Genomic DNA, 23994 nt, shown 5'->3' on the forward strand with positions numbered 1-23994 from the left:
GAAGAGCTTGACTTTTATTTTATATTGTAACTATAATAGTTACATATTAAAGTTCGTAAATGCACTGAGTACACTTACGATCAAACGAATGAATCATCCACATCATATTTATAGGAGGCTATCTATTATGAAAATTGCAGTTATTGGTGCAACCGGTAAAGCAGGAAATAATATCGTAAAAGAAGCATTAGACAGAGGGCATGAAGTAACCGCCATCGTCCGTGACTCGTCCAAAGTAACAGAAAGTCGTGCTACTGTGGTACAAAAAGACGTTTTTGATCTGAAAACAGATGATCTGAAAGGTTTTGACGTAGTTGTTAATGCATTTGCCGCTCCACTCGGACAAGAGCATCTGCATGTCGATGCAGGTAACGTACTGATCGAAGCCCTGCGTAATGTATCCGGTACTCGCCTGATTGTCGTAGGTGGTGCAGGCAGCTTGTTCACTGATGAATCCCAAACACTTTTGGTAAAAGACGCTCCTGGCTTCCCTGATTTCGTATATCCAACAGCCAACAACCAAGGAAAAAACCTGGAAATTTTGCGTGGTACCAGCGACCTGAACTGGACCTTTATTAGCCCTTCTGCGGAATTTGCACTGGGTAAACGTACAGGCTCTTACCAAGTAGGAAAAGACACACTGTTGGTTAATTCCAAAGGTGCAAGCTATGTCAGTTACGAAGATTATGCAGTTGCCGTAGTGGACGAAATCGAAAAACCACAACATCTGAACCAACGCTTCACAGTGGTGTCCGAGTCCTAATTTCTCTATTCTTGCAGCACATTTAGCATAAAAAAGACCCTTCGCCCATGTTCTCATGCTGCATGGAAAGTCCGCTCTACTCTAAAATCGGACTTTCCATGCACACTATGAGAAACTGAACCCGAAGGGTCTTTTTGTTATGACCTGTTGATACTCTCATTACAACTTATCAATGCTGGCCTTCTTTTCTGTATCGTGAGCGGAAGTCTCCCTCTTATCGCTAAAACACAGCTTGAGAATTGGAGGTGCAGCCAACGTTGTCAAAATGACGGCAATGATCACGGATGTAAAATATTGCTGTGCCAACAGACCCGACTGTAGACCGGTAGCTGCAATAATAAGTGCGACCTCGCCACGTGATATCATACCGGAGCCAATCGCAAGAGAAGAACGGTTATTGAAGCCCGTCAGCCGCGCGCCGAGGCCTCCTCCCACTAACTTCGTCACCAGCGCAATCAGTGTCAAAACAACAACAAATCCGAGCTGCTGCCCTACTCCCTCAAAGGAAACATTTAATCCAATGCTGACAAAAAAAACAGGAACAAAGATGGAATAAGCGATGGGTTCCACCTTTTCTTCTACGACGTGCTTAAAGCTTGTTTGTGCAATGGCAATCCCGGCAGCAAAAGCCCCGATAATGCCCGCCATCCCCAACATATCTGCAAAATACGCAAACCCAAAGCAAATAATCAACGCAGTCGTGATGACTGCTTCAGTCACCTTGAGTGGAGCGAGTATTTTCATAATCCACGGAACAACGAACCAGCCCCCCAGAATAGCTACGACGAAGAAAACTAGCTTTTTGCCAACAAGAAGTCCCAGCGAAGTCTCTCCACCCATACCGAATATACTCATTACTACCGCTAGCAGTACCACAACAAGCACATCGTCCAGCACCGCCGCACCCAAAATGGTCGAGCCCTCTCGGGTATTCAGCTTGTTCATATCCTTGAGCACCTGTACGGTAATACTTACCGAGGTAGCACTCAGAATGATCCCTAGAAACCAGCCTTCATGCACCGAGAATCCAAAGGCTTCCCCTACACCAAAACCACAAATTAGCGGTAAAATAATACCTCCAACCGCCACAGCTACCGCAGGCTTCCAATTACGTCGAAGTTGATCCAGATCCGTCTCCAGTCCAGCAATGAACATCAGCAACAGCACGCCGATTTCAGACATATCATGAATCAGCGAATCATTCTCAACCCATCCTAATACCGCTGGGCCCAGCACAATTCCTGCGATCAGCTTTCCTAGCACTGCTGGTTGACCGAGCCTGACAGACACATGACCCGCGACTTTTGTGAACAACAGAATCAGCAGAAGATACAATATAAATTGCATAGGCTGATAACCTCCTTTTGTTTAATCCTTGAACTTATTTGCAAAAATCCCATAAGCGACTTCCAATGAACAAGATATAGATCGGAGCGACTGGAATCGAATTTTGCAAATCCTAATCATAAAATGTAAAACAAACGTGCAAAATATGTGTCTGACCTTAACGGACAGCTCGCAAAATAAAAAGGGGAACCCGAAATACAGCACAGGTTCCCCTAAAAAGACATAAAGGAGCCTTGGTGACAGGCTCCTCCGGTAATTCATATCTTCATTTGATGTTGTCGGTCATACTTGCGCAAACAAGCAACTTTATCTTTTAATTATATCTCTTCTGTTAACCCGTGTAAACGTGCTGAATCAATTTTCTACTTTTTTCACGTAGCGGTCGCGGTATTCGTGGTCCAGCATACTCATCAGAATCGAATCATGGTATTCATAATTGTAGAATAAAGCATCCCGTTGTACACCTTCGCGCTGAAAGCCTACTTTTTCATAGCAACGAATGGCACGTTCATTAAAATCAAATACATTCAGCTCAATCCGATGCAGGTTACAGATACCGAATCCGTAACCCAGCATGAGCACAAGCGCTCCGGTGCCGTAGCCCTTCCCCTGATTTCCCTGCTCATTGATCGCAATACGGATGTTGGCACTGCGATTCAGGCTGTCCATATCCTGCAGAGCTATATCTCCGATGACACGATCATCTTCGCGAAGCGCAATCAAGAGCAGCAGGCTTGAGGAATCCTGTCCTTTAGCTTCAATATAACGGGCAATTTGATCCTTGGTAAAGCTGCGTTGTGTGCCTGTCAGCCTCCGCACATCCTGATGGAACAATGTATTATAGTATAGCTCGGTGTCCTCCACGTTAACGGGACGCAAGTACACCCGAGATCCTTCAAGTAACCGTGCCACAGGCTCTGAGGCTGAAGTTTGTTGAGTCATCATGATCTCTCCCATGCTAAAAATATAAATGACGAAAATCGAAGTAAATTATTGCGCAAGTTTGACTACGCAAGGTCTGCATTTTGCTCCGTAGTCAGGCTAGAATCAGCGAGGGACTCGCGCCAAATTACGGATTGAAGCAGTAGTCCTGCCAAACCCAGAATTCCAACAGTCATTCCGATCCAGACAAAAGCCGTTCCCGCCCCTGCTATTCGGATCAATACTCCCCCGGCAAGCGGCGAAACGACCATGATTGCTCCAATCACGGTACTTTGGATACCGAAGACGCGTCCTACCATATCAGCAGGGGTTTTGGCTTGTAATATATAGTTCTGGGTGATAATGTACAGGCCGTTGCCCACGCCCAGCACAGCCCCGATCATAAGCAGTACGGGCCATCCTGTTCCGGGTTGCGCCCAGCCTAAAGCAGCAATAGCTCCGCCAACCAGTACATACCCACCACCAAGCCCCCAGCCTGCACTTATGCGATTCAAGCGATTAAGCACAAGCATGCAGCCGACGGCGCCAGCACCAATGGCTGAAACCAGCCAGCCAAGCAGTGACTCATTACCCGGAGCGAGCACTCGCAGCAGCGTAGGGAACTGGTAGTCGATCATGAGAATGGCGATTAAGCCGAAAAGTCCGAATATGAGCGTATGCAAAAGCATTCGACTGCGCCATAAGAACGCCCAGCCCTCACGCCATTGGTTGAAAAAGCGAGATGCGCGGACATGCTCCTCCCGCATTTGGACTTCATCAGCCTCAGGCGCTGTATGCGTAGCAGACTTTCCATGCTGCTCGGCTGCAACAGCTTGTTGGTCTGGGCTGACCAGCGCCGGACCGATTCCGCGAAGCGGCCACAGCAGCAGGCCGGAACAGAGGCGCAGCAATGCATTGAGAATAATGCATGCCTGGGGAGACAACACAGTCAAGGTCATAGCGCCCAGTAGCGGCCCTGCCACTTTGGAGGCCTGATTGACCAACCCATTCAGCGAGGTCGCCCGAAACAGGTCGTCGCTGGCGACTACCGTACGGGTCAAGCCTTGCTGTGAAGGCATTTGAAATACGCCAGCCGCCGCGCGTAGACCGAGCAAAGGCAGCAGCCATACCGGACCCGGTACGGCGAGAATGGCCAGCGTCAATAAGGCAATAGCTGCATCGCAGACGATCATCAGCCGGGCCTTGTGTACCCGGTCAGCTAACGTGCCCGCGATGGAACCCAGCAGCAGACCCGGTAGCGCCATCACTACCGGAATCAGCGCAATCAGCATAGGGTCGGCTTCCCAGCGATAAGCAACAAGCACCTGAATGGCGATAGCATCAAACCAATCGCCAAAGGAAGCAGCCGTGTGTGCCGCAAACATCCGCCGAAAACGGCCATTGCGCCAAATGCTAGGCGCGGATTGCAGTTCTTTCTTTTCCTTCATTATCTACTCACCCTGCTCTCATTTTCAGCTTTTTTTAGCAATAAGAACATTCTAGCGGGTCTATATCAGAGGAAAGTCAGACAGCTAAAAAATCAGGCCATTGAGATTGTCTGCTCCAGCCAGCGCCTTAGCGCCGAACGATGCAGTGTTAAACTGTTGTCCCGGTCAAGCTGATCATATTGAGCGGCATACTTCTCTTCCAGCGCTGGATAGGAACCGCAAAGCTTCAGGAACGAGCGAATTTGACATACCGCTTTGATTTTTAGTAATTCCTGTTTAGCCATATCAAGGGTATCCAATCCCTCATCCATCAGCCGCTCGGCGTTATCCACATCTCCAGTACGCAACAGCATAAGCCCGCGCATCATGCGATAACGGCCCAGCTCGCGCAAAAACGGGGCCTCCGACAGCATGCATTCCAGACGATCAGACAGTTCGGCAGCCTTTTCCATATGATTGGCAACCAGATGCATATACATCTCCATCAGCGCAACAGGCATCACAAAATTATCGAGATTATCCCGTTCCATGACCATCATGGTCAGTGGCAGACCTTCCTGGGCGTGTTCAGGTTGTCCGTTCTCTACATAAGCCTCCAGAATGTTGAGAATACGCAATTCCCGCTCCTGCGCTTCAGATAGCAATCCACTGGAAAGCGCACGCTCACATAGGACAAGCCCCTCATCCGTCACCCCTGCTGTGCACATATATAGCAGTAGCATCCAATACAATCGATCTGCGGGAGCAAAGTCCTCCCGTTCCAAGAACCAAGGCACATCCGCCTGTACAAAACGGGTATACATTTGATAAAAGACAGACAATTCAAAACCCATCTGCTCCTGCTGGGCAGCCAGCGCTACGATGGAATTTCCCTGCCCCAACAGCTGGTATTTGCGGAATAGTCCATGTACGGCGTCTTGCACCTCCTGATCGTGCAAGGACGGATGATTCTGTGGCTGCACGTCAGTCAAGGTCAAGCTGTAGCCATACCCTCTGACCGTATGAATACGGAGACCATCCCATGACTTAAGTTTTTTGCGCAATCTGTAGATATGATCATCTACCGTACGCTCCACCGGATACTCCAGCGGCCACACCCGATCCAGCAGTTGTTCCCGGGTGAACACCTGGTTCCGGTTATCGTACAGAAAGCGCAACAGCGCAAATTCTTTAGCCAACAACATAACACGATCTGCATTACAAACCACACTGTAGCCATCTGCATCAAATTGTAGCCTGATCATCCACCTCGCCTCCGACATATCGTTTCTTGGCTGCACCCAGCCCTATAAACATAAGCAGAACACTCAGGCACAAAAGCAGCAACAGCGGAATGGTCCAGCCTTGTGTCGCATCATGCAAATAACCGAACAGTGTCGGCCCGGTCGCTGCCAGCAAATACCCAAAGGATTGCGCCATACCCGACAACTCTGCTGCCTGCTGCGGTGTCCGCGTCCGCAAATTGAAGAACATCATCACTAACGGGAAAGCAAAACCACCCGCTATACCGATACAAATGACCCAAATCACACTCCACTGTGTAGCTCCAAGCAGAAATCCACCCAGACCGATAAAATATAGCGCAGCCATAATCAAAACCAATACCCGCTGATCCTTCACCCGCGCCGCCCAAATAGGCACAATAAAAGTAAATGGCATTTGCGAAAACTGCAGCACGGACAGCATCCATCCCGCAGTCTCTGAATCCATTCCCTGTCCGCTCATCATTTCGGGAAACCAAGCGGCAGGAACATAGAACAAGGCAGATTGCAGCCCCATAAACAGCGTCACCTTCCAAGCCAAAGACGATGTATATACATTCACGGTTCGGGCAGACACCGCCGCTTTATTAGCCGTTTTTCCTGCCTTAAGGAGTTGTGGCACCCAGAGTAAAATCCCTACGACACCTACAATCCCCCATATTCCCAAAGCACCTCGCCAGCCCATACCTCCGTTCAGAGCCAGCGGTATACTCAGCCCGGATGCTGTTGCAGCGACCACATTCATGGATACTGAGTATACGCCGGTCATCAGTCCGCTGTTGCGAGGAAACTCCTCTTTGATCAAGCTGGGCAGCAACACATTACACACGGCAATAGCCAGTCCCAGCATGGCGGTCCCGACAAATAATGCAGTAACCCCTAACGTTGAGCGCACTACAATACCTGCGGTCAACAGCAGCAAAGCTGCAAAAATAATAAGAGGCGATCCGAAGCGGCGCGACAGTTTGGCTACAAAAGGCGACAACAGGGCAAAAGCCAGCAGCGGCAATGTCGTTAATAGGCCACTCAGTGTATTCGAAATATGCAAAGAATCCTTAATCAAACCGATAAGAGGTCCTACCGAGGTAATCGAGGCGCGCAGATTGGCACCTACCAGAATGATCCCTACGGCAAGCACCCAAGGACCGGCATGCCACAAAGATTTGTATACCAAAGCTCGTTGGTGTTGCTGTGAACTCATCTCTCCATTCTCCAATCTATCTGTGTTATGCTCAAAGGCTCCAACCAAGTGTACGGCTGGAGCCTAGCAATTTTTATCTCATTAAATTATAAAGGCATTCGTGCCATATGCATAGGACGGATCGACACAGCGCCCCAAGTCTTCAAGTTCAGCATATAGCTTCATTGAAAAAATAAAAGCTGCCTGAAAGGATCGTTTCCTTTTGAGGCAGCTTCCAGTTCATAAACTTCGATGCGACCAGCGCTGCTTAACGTACCAGCCAGCCGCCGTCCACCGCCAAGATATGACCGTTCATATAGTCGGAACCCTGACTGGCGAGGAAAACCACAACTCCCATCAAATCAGACGGATCGCCCCAACGACCCGCAGGAATACGCGACAGGATTTCTTGATTGCGATTTTCATCCGCACGGATTGGAGCTGTATTTGCCGTAGCAATATAACCCGGCGCAATCGCATTAATCTGAACGTTATGAACTGCCAGCTCGTTCGCAAATGCCTTGGTCAAACCAGCTACCGCATGCTTGCTCGCTGTATACGGCGGAACGAATTTGCCGCCCTGAAAAGCAAGCATAGAAGCGACATTGATAATCTTCCCGCTTTTTTGCTCTACCATCACCTTTGCCACTTCCTGGCTCAGATGATATACGGCATTCAGGTTAATCTCCATGACAGCGTCCCAATCCTCATCTTTATACTCCAGCAGAGGGGCGCGACGAATCGTACCTGCATTGTTTACAAGGATATCAATTTTACCGAATTCATTGACGCATTCTTCTACAATTTTTTTAATGGATTCTTTCTCTGTCAGATCTGCCTGATAAAAGGCAACCTTCACACCCGTTGGCTCCAGCAAACGTCTTGTTTCTTCATACTCATCATTGTTAGCTACAATGAACAGGTCTGCACCCGCTTTGGCCAAAGCTACGGAATACCCTTGACCCAAACCAGTGTTGCCTCCTGTTACAATCGCCGTTTTACCTTTTAGACTGAAAAAATCCAATGAAAAATGGTCCAGACCCATGTCTACGCCTCCATCACAAATTAGTATAAAAACCTATATTTCCTGAAGCCTACAGCGCTGCGCGTACTTCTTTATATTTAGCTACATAACGTGCTGCATTTTCTGTGATCAAGTCGTAGCGACCTTCCTTGGCTGGAGCCGTCAAATTACCCCCAATTCCCACAGCTACACATCCGTTACGCAGCCAGGTTTCCATATTATCCAGATCAACGCCACCCGTTGGCATAATCTGCACATGAGGCATTGGACCTCTGACGGCCTTCACAAAGTCCGCCCCCATTGCACTGCCTGGGAACAACTTCACGACATCGCTACCCAATTTCATGGCTTCCTTGATCTCATTCAGCGTCATACAGCCAGGCATATAAGGAATCGCGTACAAATTGCATAGCTTCGCTGTTTCTTCTTCAAAAGAAGGACTCACGACAAACTCTGCTCCGGCCAGAATAGCAATTCTCGCCGTCAGTGACTCCAGTACCGTTCCTGCACCAATCACTGCCCGATCCTTAAATTCGTCTTTCAATCTTCGAATGACCTGATCCGCATCCGGCGTCGTAAATGTAAGCTCAATATTATCCAAGCCGCCTTCAATGCAGGCTTTAGACATGAGATACGCTTCCTCCGCTGTGTTTCCCCGAATGACTGCGACGACACCTACCGAAGTGATATGTTCCAAAACTTTCTTTTTCGTCATGTTCCTGATCCTTTCCACGAATGGGATGACCATGTACCTCAGCCGCTTGCAGGTTTACGCTCCAATACACTAATCGGATTAACGCAACTCGCTCATGGCAACCTGATCCATGTCTTTGTATGTTTTATTTTCACCGGCCATGCCCCAAATGAAGGTATAGCTGCCCGTAGCCGCACCACAGTGGATAGACCAAGGTGGAGAAATAACGGCTTCATCATTTTTCATTACCAGATGACGCGTTTCGTTCGGTTCACCCATCAGGTGGAACATTCTTGCGTTCTCATCCAGTTCAAAGTAGAAATATACTTCCATCCGACGGTCATGAACATGTGTCGGCATAGAGTTCCATACACTGCCGTTTTCCAACGTCGTCATCCCCATAACCAATTGGCAACTTTGAATGCCTTCATCATGGATAAAGCGACGCAACGTACGGTTGTTAGCTGTTTCCTGCGAACCCAGACTTTCAGACGGTACATCGGCAAAAGACTGTTTCGTCGTCGGATACGTGGTATGAGCCAGGGCCGAAACGATATAAAATTTCGCAGGCTTTCCACTGGAATCGCTTTCAAAGATCAACTCCTTGCCACCTTTACCTACGTAGAGACAGTCTTTTGTGGCCAGCTCGTAAGTTTCACCGTCCACCTTGACCGTACCGCTACCCCCAACATTAAAAATGCCCAGTTCGCGGCGCTCCAGGAAAGTTTCCGCTTTGATTTGATCGTTACCTTCCAGTGCAACAGATTTATTCACGGGATAAATGCCCCCGATAATGACACGATCTTCATGCGTATAGACCAGCTTTACCTCCTCAGGTACAAACAGTTCCTGGATTAGATAGTGCTGACGCAACTCTTCAGTCGTAAAATGTTTGGCATGTTCGGGATGAGTTGAATAACGCATTTCCATAAAAACATTCCTCCTGTTTAGATAAACTTTTTTATCAACGGAATTGTTATAAAAGCGGTTTCTAACTCTACTTCTTAGCTAGAATTGTAATAATTATCTAAGGGGGTGTCAACCTAAAACTTCGATTTTCCTAGAAAAACCCTTAATACACACGAAGTTTCACACGTTTTTTACCTTTTGATAAACAAAACCACATTTTTTTATCTATATTACCCAAAAAGTTTTTAGCAAATATATCAACTTCATCATTGTGAAAAACCGATTTATGTGATAATTTCAATTTATTCAGTTGGTGCATGCGCTTACAGATTAAGTTTACTAAACACAAGGAGGAATTCAAATGACCGCAACATTGGATGCTGTTACCTTCGGAGAACCGATGGCCATGTTTTACGCCAATGAAGCAGGCTCTCTGGATGAGGTGCGTTCATTCACCAAAGCGTTGGCCGGGGCAGAGACGAATGTTTCGGCAGGTTTGTCGCGTTTGGGGCTACGAGCCGGACTCGTAACCAAACTCGGCGAGGATACGTTCGGCAAGTTCATTGCCGATGCGCTACGTCAGGAAGGAATCGACACCCAGAATGTCATGTTTACCAAAGACCACTCTACCGGGATGCTGATTAAATCCAAAGTTATAAGTGGGGACCCCGAGGTGGAATACTTCCGCAAGCATTCCGCCGCTTCCACACTGAGCATCGCTGATTTTAACGAAGCTTACTTTGCCGGGGCTCGCCATCTGCATTTTACAGGTATTTCCGTTGCCCTCTCCGCTGAATGCCGCGAATTCGCACGACATGCGCGGCAATTCATGAAGAAGGCAGGCAAAACCGTATCCTTCGATCCTAACCTCAGACCCAAATTATGGCCTGACACACAAACGATGGTGGAGGCGATTAACGAAGCATCTGAGGGGTGCGACTGGCTTCTACCGGGGATTCATGAAGGTAAAATATTGACGGGCTATACTTCGCCCGAGGATATTGCTTCGTTCTACCTTGACCGTGGTACCTCACTGGTCATCATCAAGCTGGGAACCGAAGGCGCATATTACAAATCCGCAGATGCTGAGGGATATGTCAAACGCTTCCGCGTAGATCAAGTCGTGGATACCGTCGGTGCGGGTGACGGATTTGCCGCAGGTGTTATCAGCGCGCTACTGGAAGGCTTGCCCCTGGCAGAGGCAGTCAAACGCGGTAATGCACTTGGTGCGCTGGCTGTCATGTCAGCCGGAGACATGGATGGCTATCCGACGCGAGCCGAACTGGAATCTTTTTTGCTCAGCGCCAGCACAAATTAGTCCGGGATCATCCCCCGCGTAACCTTCACTGCTATGAGCGCAAGCTCAACAAAGGCCGCATCCAAAGTCGGCTTAACTTCCAATAGCCCGTATTCGCATTTGTGTGACCTGAGCAGCATACGCATACTCAGGTCGTACAAAGGAATACGGGCTATTTTATAATATAAGACATGATGCTCGTCTACAGCGTTTTGACGGATTCTCCCCGATTGATATCCGGCACAAATCGGTAAATAATCGGAACCGATTCGCCGCCTTCCTCAATACTGGACAGCAGCGTTTTTGCCGCCTGCTTCCCCATATCCGCAATCGGTTGCGTAATGGTCGTAATCGGCGGATTGTAAATATGGGCAAACTCCGCATCGTCAATTCCGATAATGGACAGCTCTGCCGGAATGCGTATACGGCGGGCATTCACATACTTCAACACCTCAGCCAACACGATATCATTCCCGGCCAACAGCGCAGTCGGCGGCTCAGGCAGTTGGAAAAGCTCCTTCAGCGTCTGCTGGATTTCTTCTCTCGGCACGCTGTGCATATATTCTTCTCGAAATGGCATGCCATGCTCTTCCAATGCCTTCTTGTATCCGCTGAGCCGCTCCACTCGTGGAGTAATCCGATTCAAGCCAAGGGGCAAGGTAATCAGCGCAATTCGCTCATGCTTGTGAGCCACAAGTTCCTGAATCGCCAGCTTAATCGCCATTTCGTTATCCAACAGCAGGCTACGTGTATTGACACCGTCCACCAAGCGGTCCAAAAACACCAATGGATACTTTTCACGAATGAGCTGGTTGTAAATGTCTGCATGCTTGCCTGTCGGGAAGATAATTAAGCCGTCCACTTGACGGGCCTTGAGCATCTCAATATACTGGCCTTCCTTGTCGGGGTTTTCATCGGCGTTGCAAATGATCACCTGAATGCCGAAAAGCTGCAATTCCTCCTCAATCGCACGGATAGACTGGATCGACAGCGTATAATCAATGTTGGCTACAATGACTCCCACCATAAATGTCCGGTTCTGCTTCAAGCTGCGGGCCAGCCCGTTAGGCTGATAATTCAGCTCTTGAATAACTTCGGCAATCCGGTCCCTTGTCTGGTCGCTCATATATTTATATCGTTTGTTCAGAAATTGCGAGACAGTGCTTTTAGACACTCCTGCCTTCTGGGCAACATCTTCAATCGTCGGCTTCTTCATCGGTACACTCCTTGTCTTTCATGTACTGCGTTAGTGCAACAAAAGTATATCTTTTTTTTAGTAAATTTACCAGACTTCTATTTATGAAAGCCATTATGATATAAGTTGAACTTCAAAATTGCCTATCGTGCCACTGTATAAAAGGATGGTTCTCCCGGCAGCAAAAGAGGCAGTTCAAGATGTTCTCTTGAACTGCCTCCACGTATACAACTCTATCGAAAAGCTAGGTTCCAGTTGGCCCTAAATACTACTCGGATCAGTGTGCTGGAACAGGCGTTGCAGACTGATCTGGTGTATCGTGCTCGATCAGCGCATGCTTTTCCCATAACCGGCTTTTCCAGCGGGCATACATGATGACAGCACGAGTCCATTCATCAGCAGCAATCGCCAGCCACACACCGGCGAGCCCCATATCCAGCTTGAACACCAGCAGATAACCCAGCGGCAAGCTCATGCAGACCATAGAGATTAGTCCCATAAAAACCGGGAACTTGGCATCTCCAGCAGCACGCAACGAGTTAATAATGACGATATTCGTCGTCCGGCCAGTTTCTAGCAGAATGCTAAGTAAAATGACTTGCGCTCCCAAACGAATGATTTCAGGGTTCTCTGTAAATAAACCGAGCAAAGGTACACGGAAAAAGATAACCACCGCATCAATAATCACAGTCACGAGTAGCGCCCATTTCACACTGTTCAATACACGTTTATAAGCCGTATCCTTCTCTCTGGCTCCCACGAGCCTTCCCACTACGATAGCCGTTCCCATACCAACGGCCATACTGAACAAATAAATATAGCTCGAAATATTATTGGCATATTGACGTGTCGCCATCGCTTCTGCGCCCAGATAGGTCACATACAGTGTGAATATGAGCTGACACGACTGATACATGATAGACTCCAGCGCGGATGGTACACCAATACGCAATATTTTAGAGATAAACTTTTTGGACAAGTGAACGTAATATTTCCACTCGACACGAACCTCAGTGACCCGGTACATCAGCCAGAAGAAGATCAAGAGACAAATAAAGCGGCTACCTACTGTAGAAATAGCAGCACCTTCTACACCGAGTGCTGGCATTCCCCAATGCCCCAAAATCAAAACATAGTTGCCGACCACGTGGATCACGTTCATAAAAACCGATACATACATCGTTTCTTTGGTAAAACCGTGCGTACGAATGGTCGCCGCCAGCGCGTTAATCAATGCCTGAAGGAAAATAGCCCCCCCGACGATGCTCATATAGGATTCCGCATACGTAAGAATGTCCCCCTGGACATTCAACCATTGCAACATATGCGTACCAAACACAAGAAAAATTACGCTTAGCAAAAGACCTACCATCAAATTCAACGTAATGGCCGTACCTGTAACCTGGGCCGCTTCGACTAGTTTCTTAGAACCGATATATTGAGCTACGACGATAGCAGCGCCGTTGCCGATAACCTCCAGTACAAGGATAGCGATTGAAATAATTTGGTTGGACGCGCCCACACCCGACACTGCATTATCAGATACAGAGCTGAGCATGAATGTATCGACGCTTCCCATTAACATAAACAGGAATAATTCAAGGAAAATAGGCCATGTCAAACGGAACAAATTCAGTTCCTTGGCTTCGGACAATACCGAACCATTTTTTAGTGCTCTGGTTGTCATTCATTCACCTTTCTTCATAGATTTATTTAACGATCAAAAGGTATGTTAGCATAGTCATTCTGAAAATACATCCCGTTTACGTAAAATGGTTTGCAAAATGTGTAAGAATTCATTTATCACCTTCTTTATAATTGATTATCGAACTTTATTGAAACAGGATATTACAAGAATATACCGGCAAATCTGGGCTTATCGACGCAATTATGAGCTAAAGAGTATAATAGAATACGAGCCTGTGAGCATTGCCGCTGACAGGTTGTGAAAATTGTTGTACGCTTCCTAAGCATAATTCACGAATTAAAGAGGGAATATAGGACATTCATAGGGTTAAAAGGTAATAAAGGAGGCTTTTACAGATGACTCAATCATTTCAAGCCCTTGTCGTCGATCAGACGCAGGACGGTGAAGTTCAAGCAGAGGTGCGTTCTCTGGAAGCTAGCAGTTTACCTGCTGGAGAAGTATTGATTCGTGTCGCTTATTCCAGCATCAACTATAAAGATGGGCTTGCTGCCCGCAAGGATGGCAATATCGTCAAATCCTATCCGTTCGTACCAGGCATAGATTGCTCGGGAACCGTCGTCTCTTCGGAGGATAGCCGCTTTAGCGAAGGACAAGCGGTGCTCGTTTCCGGATACGGGCTGGGTGTGTCTCAATTCGGAGGATTCAGCCAATATGCACGCGTGCCTGCGGACTGGGTGGTTCCACTTCCAGACGGACTCACGCCGAGAGAGGCGATGATTTTCGGGACAGCCGGATTCACCGCGGCCCTGTCGTTATATCGGCTGGAGCAAAACGGCGTTACTCCGGAGCAGGGGAAGGTACTTGTCACCGGAGCGACGGGCGGCGTAGGCGGGGCAGCTATTGCCTTGCTGAACAAGAGAGGCTATCATGTCGTAGCCAGCAGTGGCAAGGCCGATGCGCATGATTACCTCAAGGCGCTCGGAGCAGCCGAGGTTATTTCTCGCGAGGAGGTCTACGACGGCGCGGAGAGCATCCGCCCGCTGAGCAAGCAGCTTTGGCAAGCGGCTGTTGATCCTGTAGGGGGAAAGCCGCTCGCTTCGCTGCTCAGCCAGATCGCCTACAACGGCTCCGTTGCCGTGAGCGGCCTGACGGCAGGAACCAAGCTGCCTACGACGGTGCTGCCGTTTATTTTGCGCGGCGTAAGTCTGCTGGGCATAGACTCTGTCTTCTGCCCATACGACACCCGTGTAGCGATCTGGAAGCGACTTGGCAGCGAATGGAAGCCGGAACAGCTAGAGCAGCTCGTTGAGCGCGAAGTCGGATTGGCCGACCTGCCCAGCGCGCTCGAAGACATCCTTGCAGCCCGCTCGCAAGGAAGAACGCTTGTACGACTGGCTGACTAAGCAGAAAGATATCGGCAATCTATCTGTTAACCTGGTTTTGCGTGAGGAAATATTCATTCCGTAGGGTCTAGCTTTGCAAAACATAAGAAGCTTGTAAATCTGAACTTTTGAGATTTACAGGCTTCTTTTTTCGTGTGATACATTTGAAGAAAAACAAAATATATCGAATCAGACGGTTTACTTTTCGCAACCAAATGAACCTTATGAGGGCCTCAGTTGTTATATAGATAAACTGCACAAGAAAGGAGAGCACATCATTGGAGAGTAATCGAGAGTTGTTTGATTTGTATCAACGAGATGTATACCGAACCTGCTACTACATGGTACATAACGCATCGGATGCAGAGGATTTAACGCAGGAAGTGTTTATCACCCTGTTTCGCAGCAATCGTGAACAGATCGAACAACTAAAAGCCTGGATTATGAAAATTACGGTCAATCATTGTCTGAATTACCTTAAACGCCGGAAAAGCCTGCATTTGAAAGTATCGGCTAATCCCTATTTATTTAGCGGGGCGGAAGGTAAGCCTGTAGACAAGCTGGTGGAAGAACGCGAATCGACAGAAGAATGGATCGTTTATATGAATCGCCTTCCAGCCAAAATCCGCGCTGTGCTGACCCTCCGCTATATGCATGATTTCACACTGGCAGAAATATCAAAACTGCTGGAAATTCCGCTGGGAACCGTCAAATCGAGGACTCATAAAGGGCTAAAGTTATTGGAGCAAATACTGCGGGATGCAGGTGTAGAAATTCCCGAGATGGAAGGAGAGAACTATGAACAACGTAGAAAAGGCATTGAAGCGCAAGTTAAATAATGATTCGGAAATGGCCTATCCTGACTTCGATGAGATGTGGAACCGGATGGAACAGACAGGGCATACTGCCCCTACGCTAACCGACACTTTCGATTCATTCACTCCGCACCGACATAGAAATTGGCGCAAAATAGCTATCGCCGCCTCTCTGAGTGCGCTTCTCGTTGCCGTTCCCGTCTATGCCGCCATCCATTATAATTGGGGCAATCTGCTGCACGGAAGAAGCGGCATTCAGACGGCACTAAATCAAGACCTTGGACAGCCCTTGGAGCAATCCGTAACCAGAGACGGAGTGAAGCTGACGCTGCATACCGCTATTGTCGATGAGAACCGGACCGTGATTCTGTACAGCTTGGAGGTCGGAAAACGGGCAGAGAACGAGTTTTGGAATGTCAAAGGCGTATCGCTAAAAGGTGCTGCGGGGGAAAGCAGTGCAGGGGAATATAACTTTCAGCAATGGGACCCGAAAAATCAACGGTACAACGGATACTTTGAAAGTGACTGGACACCGCAGCAAGAAACAGAGAACATGCGGCTGACCGTAGATCATATAGAGCTCACCAGCGTTCAGGAACTGGAATTGCCGCTCGATGTCACATCGCCTCAGATGCAGACATTCAAGCTGGATCGTAACGGCTTACAAGATATGAAGGTACAGGTATTTCAACAAGGGAAGGATAAGCTGATGCTGTCCTCGGCAATCACCTTCGATTCCTCCATACCCAAGAAATGGGACAATCCACAAATCGTTGCTTACCAAGGCGGTGAGCCCGTGATGTCGCAGCCTGGGGGGACTTTTGGCAAACCCGGAGATAACGGGGAGTATACAGCCCAGCAGTATTTTTCTAAAGCAGATATACCGGAAGGACAGACTGCTTTCAAACTGCAATATGCGCAAACTGAGAAAAGTATACATGAACCCATAAAATTCGACCTGCAGCTAAGCAAGAAGAAGATGGAAAGCGGGACGATTAAAAGCGTGCTGAATACCCCATTGGAAAAAGACAATCGGAATGTTTTGCTAGAACAAATGATTGTCACACCTACACAAATCCGTGTCACGATCAGAAGCAAGGAGAAATTCGCCATGTTACCTTATCAAAAGTACTTTCTTTCTGTGAACGGCACAACGTTAGAGGGTAACCGTTGGTCTTCACCTGATCAGGAGCACGATCTGAATACGATCCGTTTTGAACGACCGTCCCATCTTGTGATTACCAAGGACACTCCTATTACTTTTACAGGCAAATATAAAGTCACGATCCATTCGGATGACAAAACACCACAGCTTTTAACTGATATATCTGACCAGAAGCAGACACTAACGACGCAAATCGGTGGCTATCCTGTGAAGTGGACTTACTACAAACAGGAATCAGACTTATTCGTAGAAACCGAAAGCGAGGACGCTCACTTTGGAGGGATTAACCAGACGCATATTAGCCTGGGTAAAGAACGGATCATTGGCAAGCCGATCACAGCCAATTTTGCCGGAGACGGCAATAACAAGGCAGTGGATGTCTACAAGAACTTCAAAGGGAAGGAAGCTTCTATCTATATGTTCTACTATACAACGGACGACCCGGAAGCAGAGACAACCGTATCCTTGCAGCCTCTGACAAGCAACAGCGAAGCATCTAAATAGTAATGCTATAAAAAGAGGGTCCTCTATACCTGTGTGAACCGTGGTATAGGGAGCCCCTTTTTATTTTCCTGGTAAGGCACGGTCTGCCTAAAACGATTGGCTCCTGCCCTACTTCACAGAACCTTGCGTAACGCCATTGATAATCCATTTTTGTGCAATCAGATAGACGATAATCATCGGCAGCAAAGCCATCAGGTACGAGGCAAAAGCCAGATTGAAGTCTGTGTTGAACTGTCCTTGGAACACATACTGTACGAGCGGCAGTGTATATTGCTCCGCATCGCTGATAATAATGAGCGGCAGCAAAAAGTCATTATATGTGGACAGACAAGTGAGAATCCCCACCGTAGCACTAATCGGCGCCATCAGCGGGAATATAATGCGCCAAAAAGTGCCCCATGTCGTCGCACCATCTACCGTGGCTGCCTCTTCCAACGCTACCGGAATGGAGCGAATATAACCGACATACACGAAGACATTAAACGCCAAACCATACACCGTATGCAGCATAATGAGACCCAACAGATTAGTCATATGAAGGCCCGAGGCCAGTTTTACAATCGGCAACATGATGATGGGGAACGGAATGAACATGGCACTCACAAAATAAAAATATAACCCCTTGAAGAAACGCCGCTGCATATTACGAGCAATGGCATAAGCAACCATCGAATTGGTTAGCAAAGTGAGTATAACCGTCGATGTCGTGACCATCACACTGTTCCGAAAAGCGCTGAAGAAATTGGTCATTTCCACTGCACGACTAAAATTTTCCCAATGCAGTTCGGTCGGAAAGGCAAAGGCAGAATGTGCCATCTGCTCGGGATTTTTAAGGGCTATCGTCACCGTCATATAGAGGGGAAACAGAATGAATATTGTCCCCAATGCTACCAGAAGCAGCACAGGCCAGTTCGTACGTCTACTAGTTTTCATCAGTTATCCATCTCCCTTCTCTGGAGGAATCGAAGCTGTAAGATGGAAATGATCGCAATCACAATAAAGTAAATAACAGAGTTAGCCGACTGATAAGCGAATTCTCCACCTCTAAAGCCCCCGGTGTATATCAGGTGGGATATCGACTGCGTGGCCCGTCCCGGCCCACCATTCGTCAAAGCCACGATCTGATCGAACACCATCAGGGAATTTTTCATCGCCAATACCATATTGATCGTAAAAAACGGTGCAATTAATGGAAAGGTAATGCTCCAGAATTCGCGCCATTTACCCGCACCGTCCAAATTGGACGCCTCATACAGACTTGTCGGAATGGTTTGCAGCCCAGCCAGATAGAGAATCGTATTAAAGGCAATCCCCTGCCATACGGCTACGATGACCACTCCTACCCAAGCCAACTGCTCACTGCCTAAGATGTTTGTCGATAATGAACTGATGCCTAAGTTCTGTCCCCAGATCGTAAATACATTCGAGAACAGGTAATTGAATATGTAACCTACGATCAACACGCTCAAAATATTAGGTAAGAAATAAATCCCGCGAAAGAAATTACGGAAACGTATTTTAGCGTTCAGCCCCATGGCAATCAGCAAGCTGAGAATATTAATCGCAATGGTAACCACAATCGCAAATTTGAAAGTAAACCAGTAAGCATTGCCCACATTGTCGTCTTGAAACAAATTAATATAGTTCTTAAACCCGACAAAGTGGTACTGATGACCAAAGCCGTTCCAGTTCGTGAGTGAATAATAAAATCCCTGCAAGGCAGGCAAGGTCAAAAATACAAAAAACAATAGCACCGCCGGCACCGTCATCCAGTAAAAAGTCGTTAGTCGCTTATTCATGTCTCCTCCTCCTCTCTTATCGGCGGTTAGCTACCTTATCCCATTCTCGGTCCAGCTTGGCTAGATAAGCGTCGATATCTCTGTTTTGCAGGAAGGCCTGGACAATCGAATTCAATTGGACCGCTTTGGGAATATAGTGATCGGCAAAATCAATGACGCGACCCGATTTAAAATACGGCAATAGCTCCGCCACACTTGGATCATCCTGCGTGACTCCCTTCACCGCCGAAAACAGCGTTTGCTCTGTAATGTATTGCTTGCTATTCTCTGGCTTCAACAAAAAGGCAATGAACTCCTCGGCCTCCTTTTTATGCGGAGTGCTCTCCGATACGGCTAATAGCGTATCTATACCAGACACCAGCTTGACCGCCTTTGCGTCATTCCCTGTCGGTAATGGGAAAAAACCAAGCTCCACTTTCGGGTTGGCTTTGCGAATCTCAGAAATGGCCCACGAGCCCTGAATGTACATCAATCCCTGCCCGTTAGCGAAGGCACGATTGCCGTCGGCATAGTTTTTGCCAAAATTATCATTATGCCCGTATTTCAATAGCTCCAGCTGCTTTTCAGCAACCTCGCGATACTTGTCCTGAAAGGTGACCTGATTTTCACGCCGTTGCAGAAAAAAATCAATGCCCACCAGATTCGGGCCCAGCGCATTAAAGGGGAGGTTCGTTTGCCAATCATCTTTATATGTAAAATAGAAAGGAATTTTGCCAGCAGCCTTGATCTTTTGCGCTGTTGCAATCAGCTCATCCCATGTTTTGGGCACCTGTAATCCCATTTCTTTAAAAAGCGTTTTGTTATACATCACACCATTCGCATTCGCAGCATAAGGAATTCCATACACAGGATCGACCCCGGTCACATCCTTAAGCATCTTGAGGTAAATCGGATCAATCGTACGTGGCAATTCTGTATTCGCCAGATCCGTAAAAATACCGCTTTGTGCCAAAATGGAGTAGGTATCGGTGGCCCCAAGCCCCACAATGTCAGGTACATCGTTTTTGACAACCCGTGTCAATAACACCGTCTCTGCCTCTGGCGGGTTGACCTGTGTCACTTCAATACCGGGATGTTCCTGATTGAATTGAGAGATTAGCTTATCGAATGAACCCTTGGCCTCCGGCTTGTTTTGAAAGAATTCAATTTTCACCTTACCTGAATCATCGCCCTTGTTGCATGCGCTCACAAAAACAGCCAACAAAAGGATCGCCGCCAGTGTAGACAGCTTTTTGGCCCAACTCCACATGCTCATACCTCCTTTTCCCCTATGTCAATCTATGCAGGACTAAACAATTAATACCCGCCCCTTATGGAAAAGAAACGATACACCGTGTTTGGCGGTTATATAGTAAAAGGGTACTCATCTTCGCTCTTGTTTTTCTGTTTTGTTCAGGTATTGGGTTATTGAATGGGAGTACAACATATACTGCCTTGGGATTCCATGTAAGCGGAACCAGCTTGAAGGATGCTAATGAAAATACCTTGAGTCTCAGGAGGAATTAGTATGTTAAAAAAGATCCAACCGGCCTTCAAACGGTCGATTGGATCTTTTCTTACTTTTATTATGTTCAGGTTAGGGAATAACATGACATATCTTAGCGAATTAGAAGAGCAGCGTCCCAATCCGGATTTTCATTTCCTATCAATGAAGCCAACACCAAGGCAACTCCAGCACTTCCATTCAGAAAGCCAGCCTCATCTACTTCTGCTAGCCTCCCATCCAATAGGCTATGATCATAAAAGCCAAACGCCGAATTAGTATCGAACATATCCAGCACTTCTTCTAGTAGCCTGTCTCGCATCATACCTAACTGCTCATGGCCCGTATCTGAATACATACGCTGGATCAGATGCAACAATCCCCCAATACCATGACACAATGTCGCAGAAGATAGTCCTCCTTTACGATAGAGCCTTTTTTCTATATCCAAGTATGCACGTAGTCCCGTTTCGATCCAATCTTTATTTTGAAGAGCTTGTCCCGCCAGCCAGATCGAACGTGCAATGCCTGGTACGCCATAACACCAGGAATCACGATAATACTGCGTGCTTTCAGGCTGCAGACGGTTATCCACCCATTCCTCAAGGGAAACACGCCCAGGCCAAATCACGCCCTCAGTATCCTGAACACGCCAATGATGTATAAATTGTGACAGTCTGTTGATATCGCCCACTAAAGGGAGGGAGTCGGCTCCATTAAGAGCAGACAGGCTCAGAAAAGCTAATGGACCCGCGATACCATGCGAAAGCCCTAAATTAAAATTTCCCTGCGGATATTGTTTCTTTTCATTCTCTTGAAATTGATTCTCCGTGGTAATATACCATCCAGGTACAGGATGTCCATTCCAAGTACGGTCGCTGCACATTATCTGAAACAATTCAATCGTCTGGTTCCATATGGTATGCATAGTCGGGCGGTCAGAAAATAACATGGCGATGCGTCCGATCCCTGTAAAGCCTGATATGGCGTCATACTGGCTCATTTGTAATTGTCCTCTTCCCCATTCCTCCCGACATAGGGCCAAGCTATGTAAAGCAGCCTCTTCGAACCAGGAGGCAAGGGAATCAAGCATTCCTTGATAACGTGTGCCCTTCCTGGATAAAGAGTAAATAGCCAGCAAAATACCTGATAATCCACTATACAGGGATAAGTCATGGACACCCTTTTGCTCCACGATCATACGAATTCGCTCTAAATATTGGTGTCCTACAATATCCCAACCATCCTCAGGGTATAGTCGATCCAACTGACCCATTAACAAACAGATGCCCGTGAACCCACTTCCCAAACTTCCATCTGACCAACGGTCCATCTTCATCCCATCAGCCTCTATCGGGGGCGTTTTTTTCATATACATACGCACTTGATCGGGGTCTTTGTAACGATTGGAAATCTCTTGTAAGATTACAGTTACTTTATCCTTCATATCCAAATTAATGGGTATCCATTTATCACAAATATATGAAGTCGTCGTCATCCTAGCACCCTCCCTCCGCTTTCAATTAAGGAAGCTTCTTCATCGAATGAGCTGGCCTGAATGTTGTACATCTCTGCGTATAGCCCATTGAGTAACATCAGCTCCTTATGTGTTCCCTGCTCCACAATTAAACCATTGTCCATTACCACAATTTTATGTGCCAGACGTGCTGATGAAATCCGATGAGTAATAAAAATACCAATGCTATCCTTCATCAACTCCAAAAATAATACCAACAAATCCTGTTCTGCCACAGGATCTAAGAAGGAACTTGGCTCATCCAAAATATACACATCTGCTTTACGCAGGAAAGCCCGTGCGATTGCTATTCGCTGCCATTGGCCTCCTGAGAGTTGGTAGCCATCCTCAAACCATTTACCAAGCTGTGTGTCCAAACCTTGTGGAAGTTTGGCTATAATATGGTCTATAGCTGCGCACTGGGCTGCATGGATGAGCTCCTCATCCTGCTCCATAAGCCCTAATGATCCAAACCCAATGTTATGACGTGCTGACATTTCATAATGCATGAAATCTTGAAACACGGCTCCAATTTTGTCTTGAACCTGCTGCAGATCATAATCCTGAACGGGACGGTCGTTAATTTTAATGACGCCACTATAATCAGAATAAAGCTGCATCAGGATTTTCATAAGCGTCGATTTTCCTGATCCATTTTTCCCTACAATGGCTATCGTTTGTCCTTTAGTCATTGTTAAATGCATGTCCTGAATAGAAGCCTTCGATTGACCCGGGTACGTAAAGGAAACCCCTTCAATTGAAATTTGTTCAATACAAAATCCGGTGCTGCTCTTTGGGTGATCCAGAAGTGCCTGTTCCTTTTGACGCCGAATGGGGTCCGATGTAGGCAACTGTAGAAATACAAATAACTGCTCCATATACAAATTATTTTGTGAAAATTGAACAATACCTTGGATTAGTGCCTGCATTTGACTTTGGGTTAGCATAATCGCTTGAATATAGCCATATAAGTTCCCTATTAATATTTTTTTCACAAAGGTTTCCTGGATTGCCATCCACACTATCCATAACAGAACAGAAAGTTCAAGCAAACTGTACAGGAAAGTAATTCTAACTCTTTTGCCCAATATACGCCTGTCTTCTACAAAAAATCTTTGCAGTAAATTCTCATATCTTTTTAGTAAATAAGGACCCAAATTAAAAATCTTCACTTCTTTGACCGCACGATCATTTGTAAGCAAATAGGTCATATACCATGACTGTCGATATAACGGGGTACGATTCATATAGATTTCAAACTGTTCTTTGTTTAACTTAAAAATCGAGTAAACCGACACCAGTGAAATCACAAATAGAATAACCACAACCCACCATTTCCATAAGAAAAGTAAAACTGCCGAAGACAGCATGGTAACTAGACTAGATAAAATACCAGCCATTTGTGTATATAATTGGTAAGGTCGATAGGAAGCTTCTTGGGAAGCCCGCTTTAGCTGGTCGTTGATTTGAGAATTTTCATAATCCGCCAGTCCCAAGTAGCCTGATTTTTCTCCAATCATGATATTTAATGACTTGGACAGCACAGATTCAAGGACGCCCTCTACATAACTCTGACTCATCGTAACTAGACTTTTTAAAACGTGAATAAATATAAAGAGACCAAATTGTAGCATAATTATAG

At 46.9% G+C, this 23994-nt stretch carries 20 protein-coding genes; 5 read left to right on the forward strand and 15 right to left on the reverse strand.

The window, feature by feature from the left end; all coding sequences use genetic code 11:
- Nucleotides 1-127 precede the first annotated feature (127 nt).
- Entirely contained in the window at nt 128-763 is a 636-nt protein-coding gene (locus tag MHH57_RS23955; protein WP_029518658.1) for an NAD(P)-dependent oxidoreductase, read from the forward strand.
- 159 nt (nt 764-922) lie between these two features.
- Here the strand turns inward: MHH57_RS23955 and MHH57_RS23960 are convergent, their stop codons facing one another.
- The 8 genes from MHH57_RS23960 to kduI form a co-directional block, all read right to left on the reverse strand.
- Nucleotides 923-2110 (reverse strand): cation:proton antiporter, encoded by a 1188-nt coding sequence (locus MHH57_RS23960; protein ID WP_029518659.1) that lies wholly within the window; start codon nt 2108-2110, stop codon nt 923-925.
- 354 nt (nt 2111-2464) lie between these two features.
- Nucleotides 2465-3052, reverse strand: a complete 588-nt coding sequence (locus tag MHH57_RS23965) for a GNAT family protein (RefSeq protein ID WP_029518660.1) — start codon at nt 3050-3052, stop codon at nt 2465-2467.
- Between the two features lie 65 nt (nt 3053-3117).
- Entirely contained in the window at nt 3118-4479 is a 1362-nt protein-coding gene (locus MHH57_RS23970) for an MFS transporter (RefSeq protein ID WP_340933584.1), read from the reverse strand.
- 92 nt (nt 4480-4571) lie between these two features.
- On the reverse strand, nt 4572-5723 hold the full coding sequence (locus tag MHH57_RS23975; protein ID WP_165145895.1) for a winged helix-turn-helix domain-containing protein: 1152 nt from the start codon (nt 5721-5723) through the stop codon (nt 4572-4574).
- A complete protein-coding gene (locus MHH57_RS23980; protein ID WP_341071356.1) occupies nt 5704-6942 on the reverse strand; it encodes an MFS transporter in 1239 nt (412 codons plus the stop codon). Before MHH57_RS23980 ends, MHH57_RS23975 begins: the two co-directional genes overlap by 20 nt.
- A 247-nt stretch (nt 6943-7189) precedes the next feature.
- Nucleotides 7190-7966 carry a 2-dehydro-3-deoxy-D-gluconate 5-dehydrogenase KduD gene (gene kduD / locus MHH57_RS23985; protein WP_069010990.1) on the reverse strand — a complete coding sequence of 259 codons (777 nt, stop codon included), beginning with the start codon at nt 7964-7966 and terminating at the stop codon, nt 7190-7192.
- Between the two features lie 49 nt (nt 7967-8015).
- The gene (locus MHH57_RS23990) at nt 8016-8660 is read right to left on the reverse strand and encodes a bifunctional 2-keto-4-hydroxyglutarate aldolase/2-keto-3-deoxy-6-phosphogluconate aldolase (RefSeq protein WP_029518665.1); all 645 of its coding nucleotides are present in this window, start codon (nt 8658-8660) and stop codon (nt 8016-8018) included.
- A 78-nt stretch (nt 8661-8738) separates the two neighbouring features.
- Complete coding sequence (gene kduI / locus MHH57_RS23995) at nt 8739-9569, reverse strand: 5-dehydro-4-deoxy-D-glucuronate isomerase (RefSeq protein ID WP_029518666.1); 831 nt, start codon at nt 9567-9569, stop codon at nt 8739-8741.
- Nucleotides 9570-9909: 340 nt separating this feature from the next.
- On the opposite strand from kduI, the gene MHH57_RS24000 reads away from it, so the two are divergent.
- The gene (locus MHH57_RS24000; RefSeq protein WP_029518667.1) at nt 9910-10866 is read left to right on the forward strand and encodes a sugar kinase; all 957 of its coding nucleotides are present in this window, start codon (nt 9910-9912) and stop codon (nt 10864-10866) included.
- A gap of 181 nt (nt 10867-11047) precedes the next feature.
- On the opposite strand, the gene MHH57_RS24005 is transcribed toward MHH57_RS24000, so the two are convergent.
- Both MHH57_RS24005 and MHH57_RS24010 read right to left on the reverse strand, forming a co-directional pair.
- A complete protein-coding gene (locus MHH57_RS24005; protein WP_029518668.1) occupies nt 11048-12061 on the reverse strand; it encodes a LacI family DNA-binding transcriptional regulator in 1014 nt (337 codons plus the stop codon).
- A 256-nt stretch (nt 12062-12317) separates the two neighbouring features.
- On the reverse strand, nt 12318-13727 hold the full coding sequence (locus MHH57_RS24010) for an MATE family efflux transporter (protein WP_029518669.1): 1410 nt from the start codon (nt 13725-13727) through the stop codon (nt 12318-12320).
- Between the two features lie 356 nt (nt 13728-14083).
- On the opposite strand from MHH57_RS24010, the gene MHH57_RS24015 reads away from it, so the two are divergent.
- From MHH57_RS24015 to MHH57_RS24025, 3 genes are all read left to right on the forward strand, one after another.
- Nucleotides 14084-15091: an acryloyl-CoA reductase gene (locus MHH57_RS24015; protein ID WP_029518670.1), complete on the forward strand. Its 1008-nt coding sequence runs from the start codon at nt 14084-14086 to the stop codon at nt 15089-15091.
- A 257-nt stretch (nt 15092-15348) separates the two neighbouring features.
- On the forward strand, nt 15349-15909 hold the full coding sequence (locus MHH57_RS24020; RefSeq protein ID WP_029518671.1) for an RNA polymerase sigma factor: 561 nt from the start codon (nt 15349-15351) through the stop codon (nt 15907-15909).
- Nucleotides 15869-17554: a DUF4179 domain-containing protein gene (locus MHH57_RS24025; RefSeq protein WP_069010992.1), complete on the forward strand. Its 1686-nt coding sequence runs from the start codon at nt 15869-15871 to the stop codon at nt 17552-17554. The genes MHH57_RS24020 and MHH57_RS24025 overlap by 41 nt, the downstream gene beginning before the upstream one ends.
- Before the next feature lie 108 nt (nt 17555-17662).
- Here MHH57_RS24025 and MHH57_RS24030 read toward each other — a convergent pair whose 3' ends face one another.
- The 5 genes from MHH57_RS24030 to MHH57_RS24050 form a co-directional block, all read right to left on the reverse strand.
- A complete protein-coding gene (locus tag MHH57_RS24030) occupies nt 17663-18487 on the reverse strand; it encodes a carbohydrate ABC transporter permease (protein WP_029518673.1) in 825 nt (274 codons plus the stop codon).
- Entirely contained in the window at nt 18487-19353 is an 867-nt protein-coding gene (locus MHH57_RS24035; protein ID WP_016822711.1) for a sugar ABC transporter permease, read from the reverse strand. Before MHH57_RS24035 ends, MHH57_RS24030 begins: the two co-directional genes overlap by 1 nt.
- Before the next feature lie 16 nt (nt 19354-19369).
- A complete protein-coding gene (locus MHH57_RS24040; RefSeq protein ID WP_341071359.1) occupies nt 19370-20602 on the reverse strand; it encodes an extracellular solute-binding protein in 1233 nt (410 codons plus the stop codon).
- Between the two features lie 349 nt (nt 20603-20951).
- A complete protein-coding gene (locus MHH57_RS24045) occupies nt 20952-22334 on the reverse strand; it encodes a lanthionine synthetase C family protein (RefSeq protein ID WP_039271784.1) in 1383 nt (460 codons plus the stop codon).
- The gene (locus MHH57_RS24050) at nt 22331-23932 is read right to left on the reverse strand and encodes an ABC transporter ATP-binding protein (RefSeq protein ID WP_340886744.1); all 1602 of its coding nucleotides are present in this window, start codon (nt 23930-23932) and stop codon (nt 22331-22333) included. Before MHH57_RS24050 ends, MHH57_RS24045 begins: the two co-directional genes overlap by 4 nt.
- Nucleotides 23933-23994 lie beyond the last annotated feature (62 nt).

Origin of the sequence: Paenibacillus sp. FSL H7-0442 (assembly GCF_038593105.1) — a bacterium.
Lineage (GTDB): Bacteria > Bacillota > Bacilli > Paenibacillales > Paenibacillaceae > Paenibacillus > Paenibacillus polymyxa_D.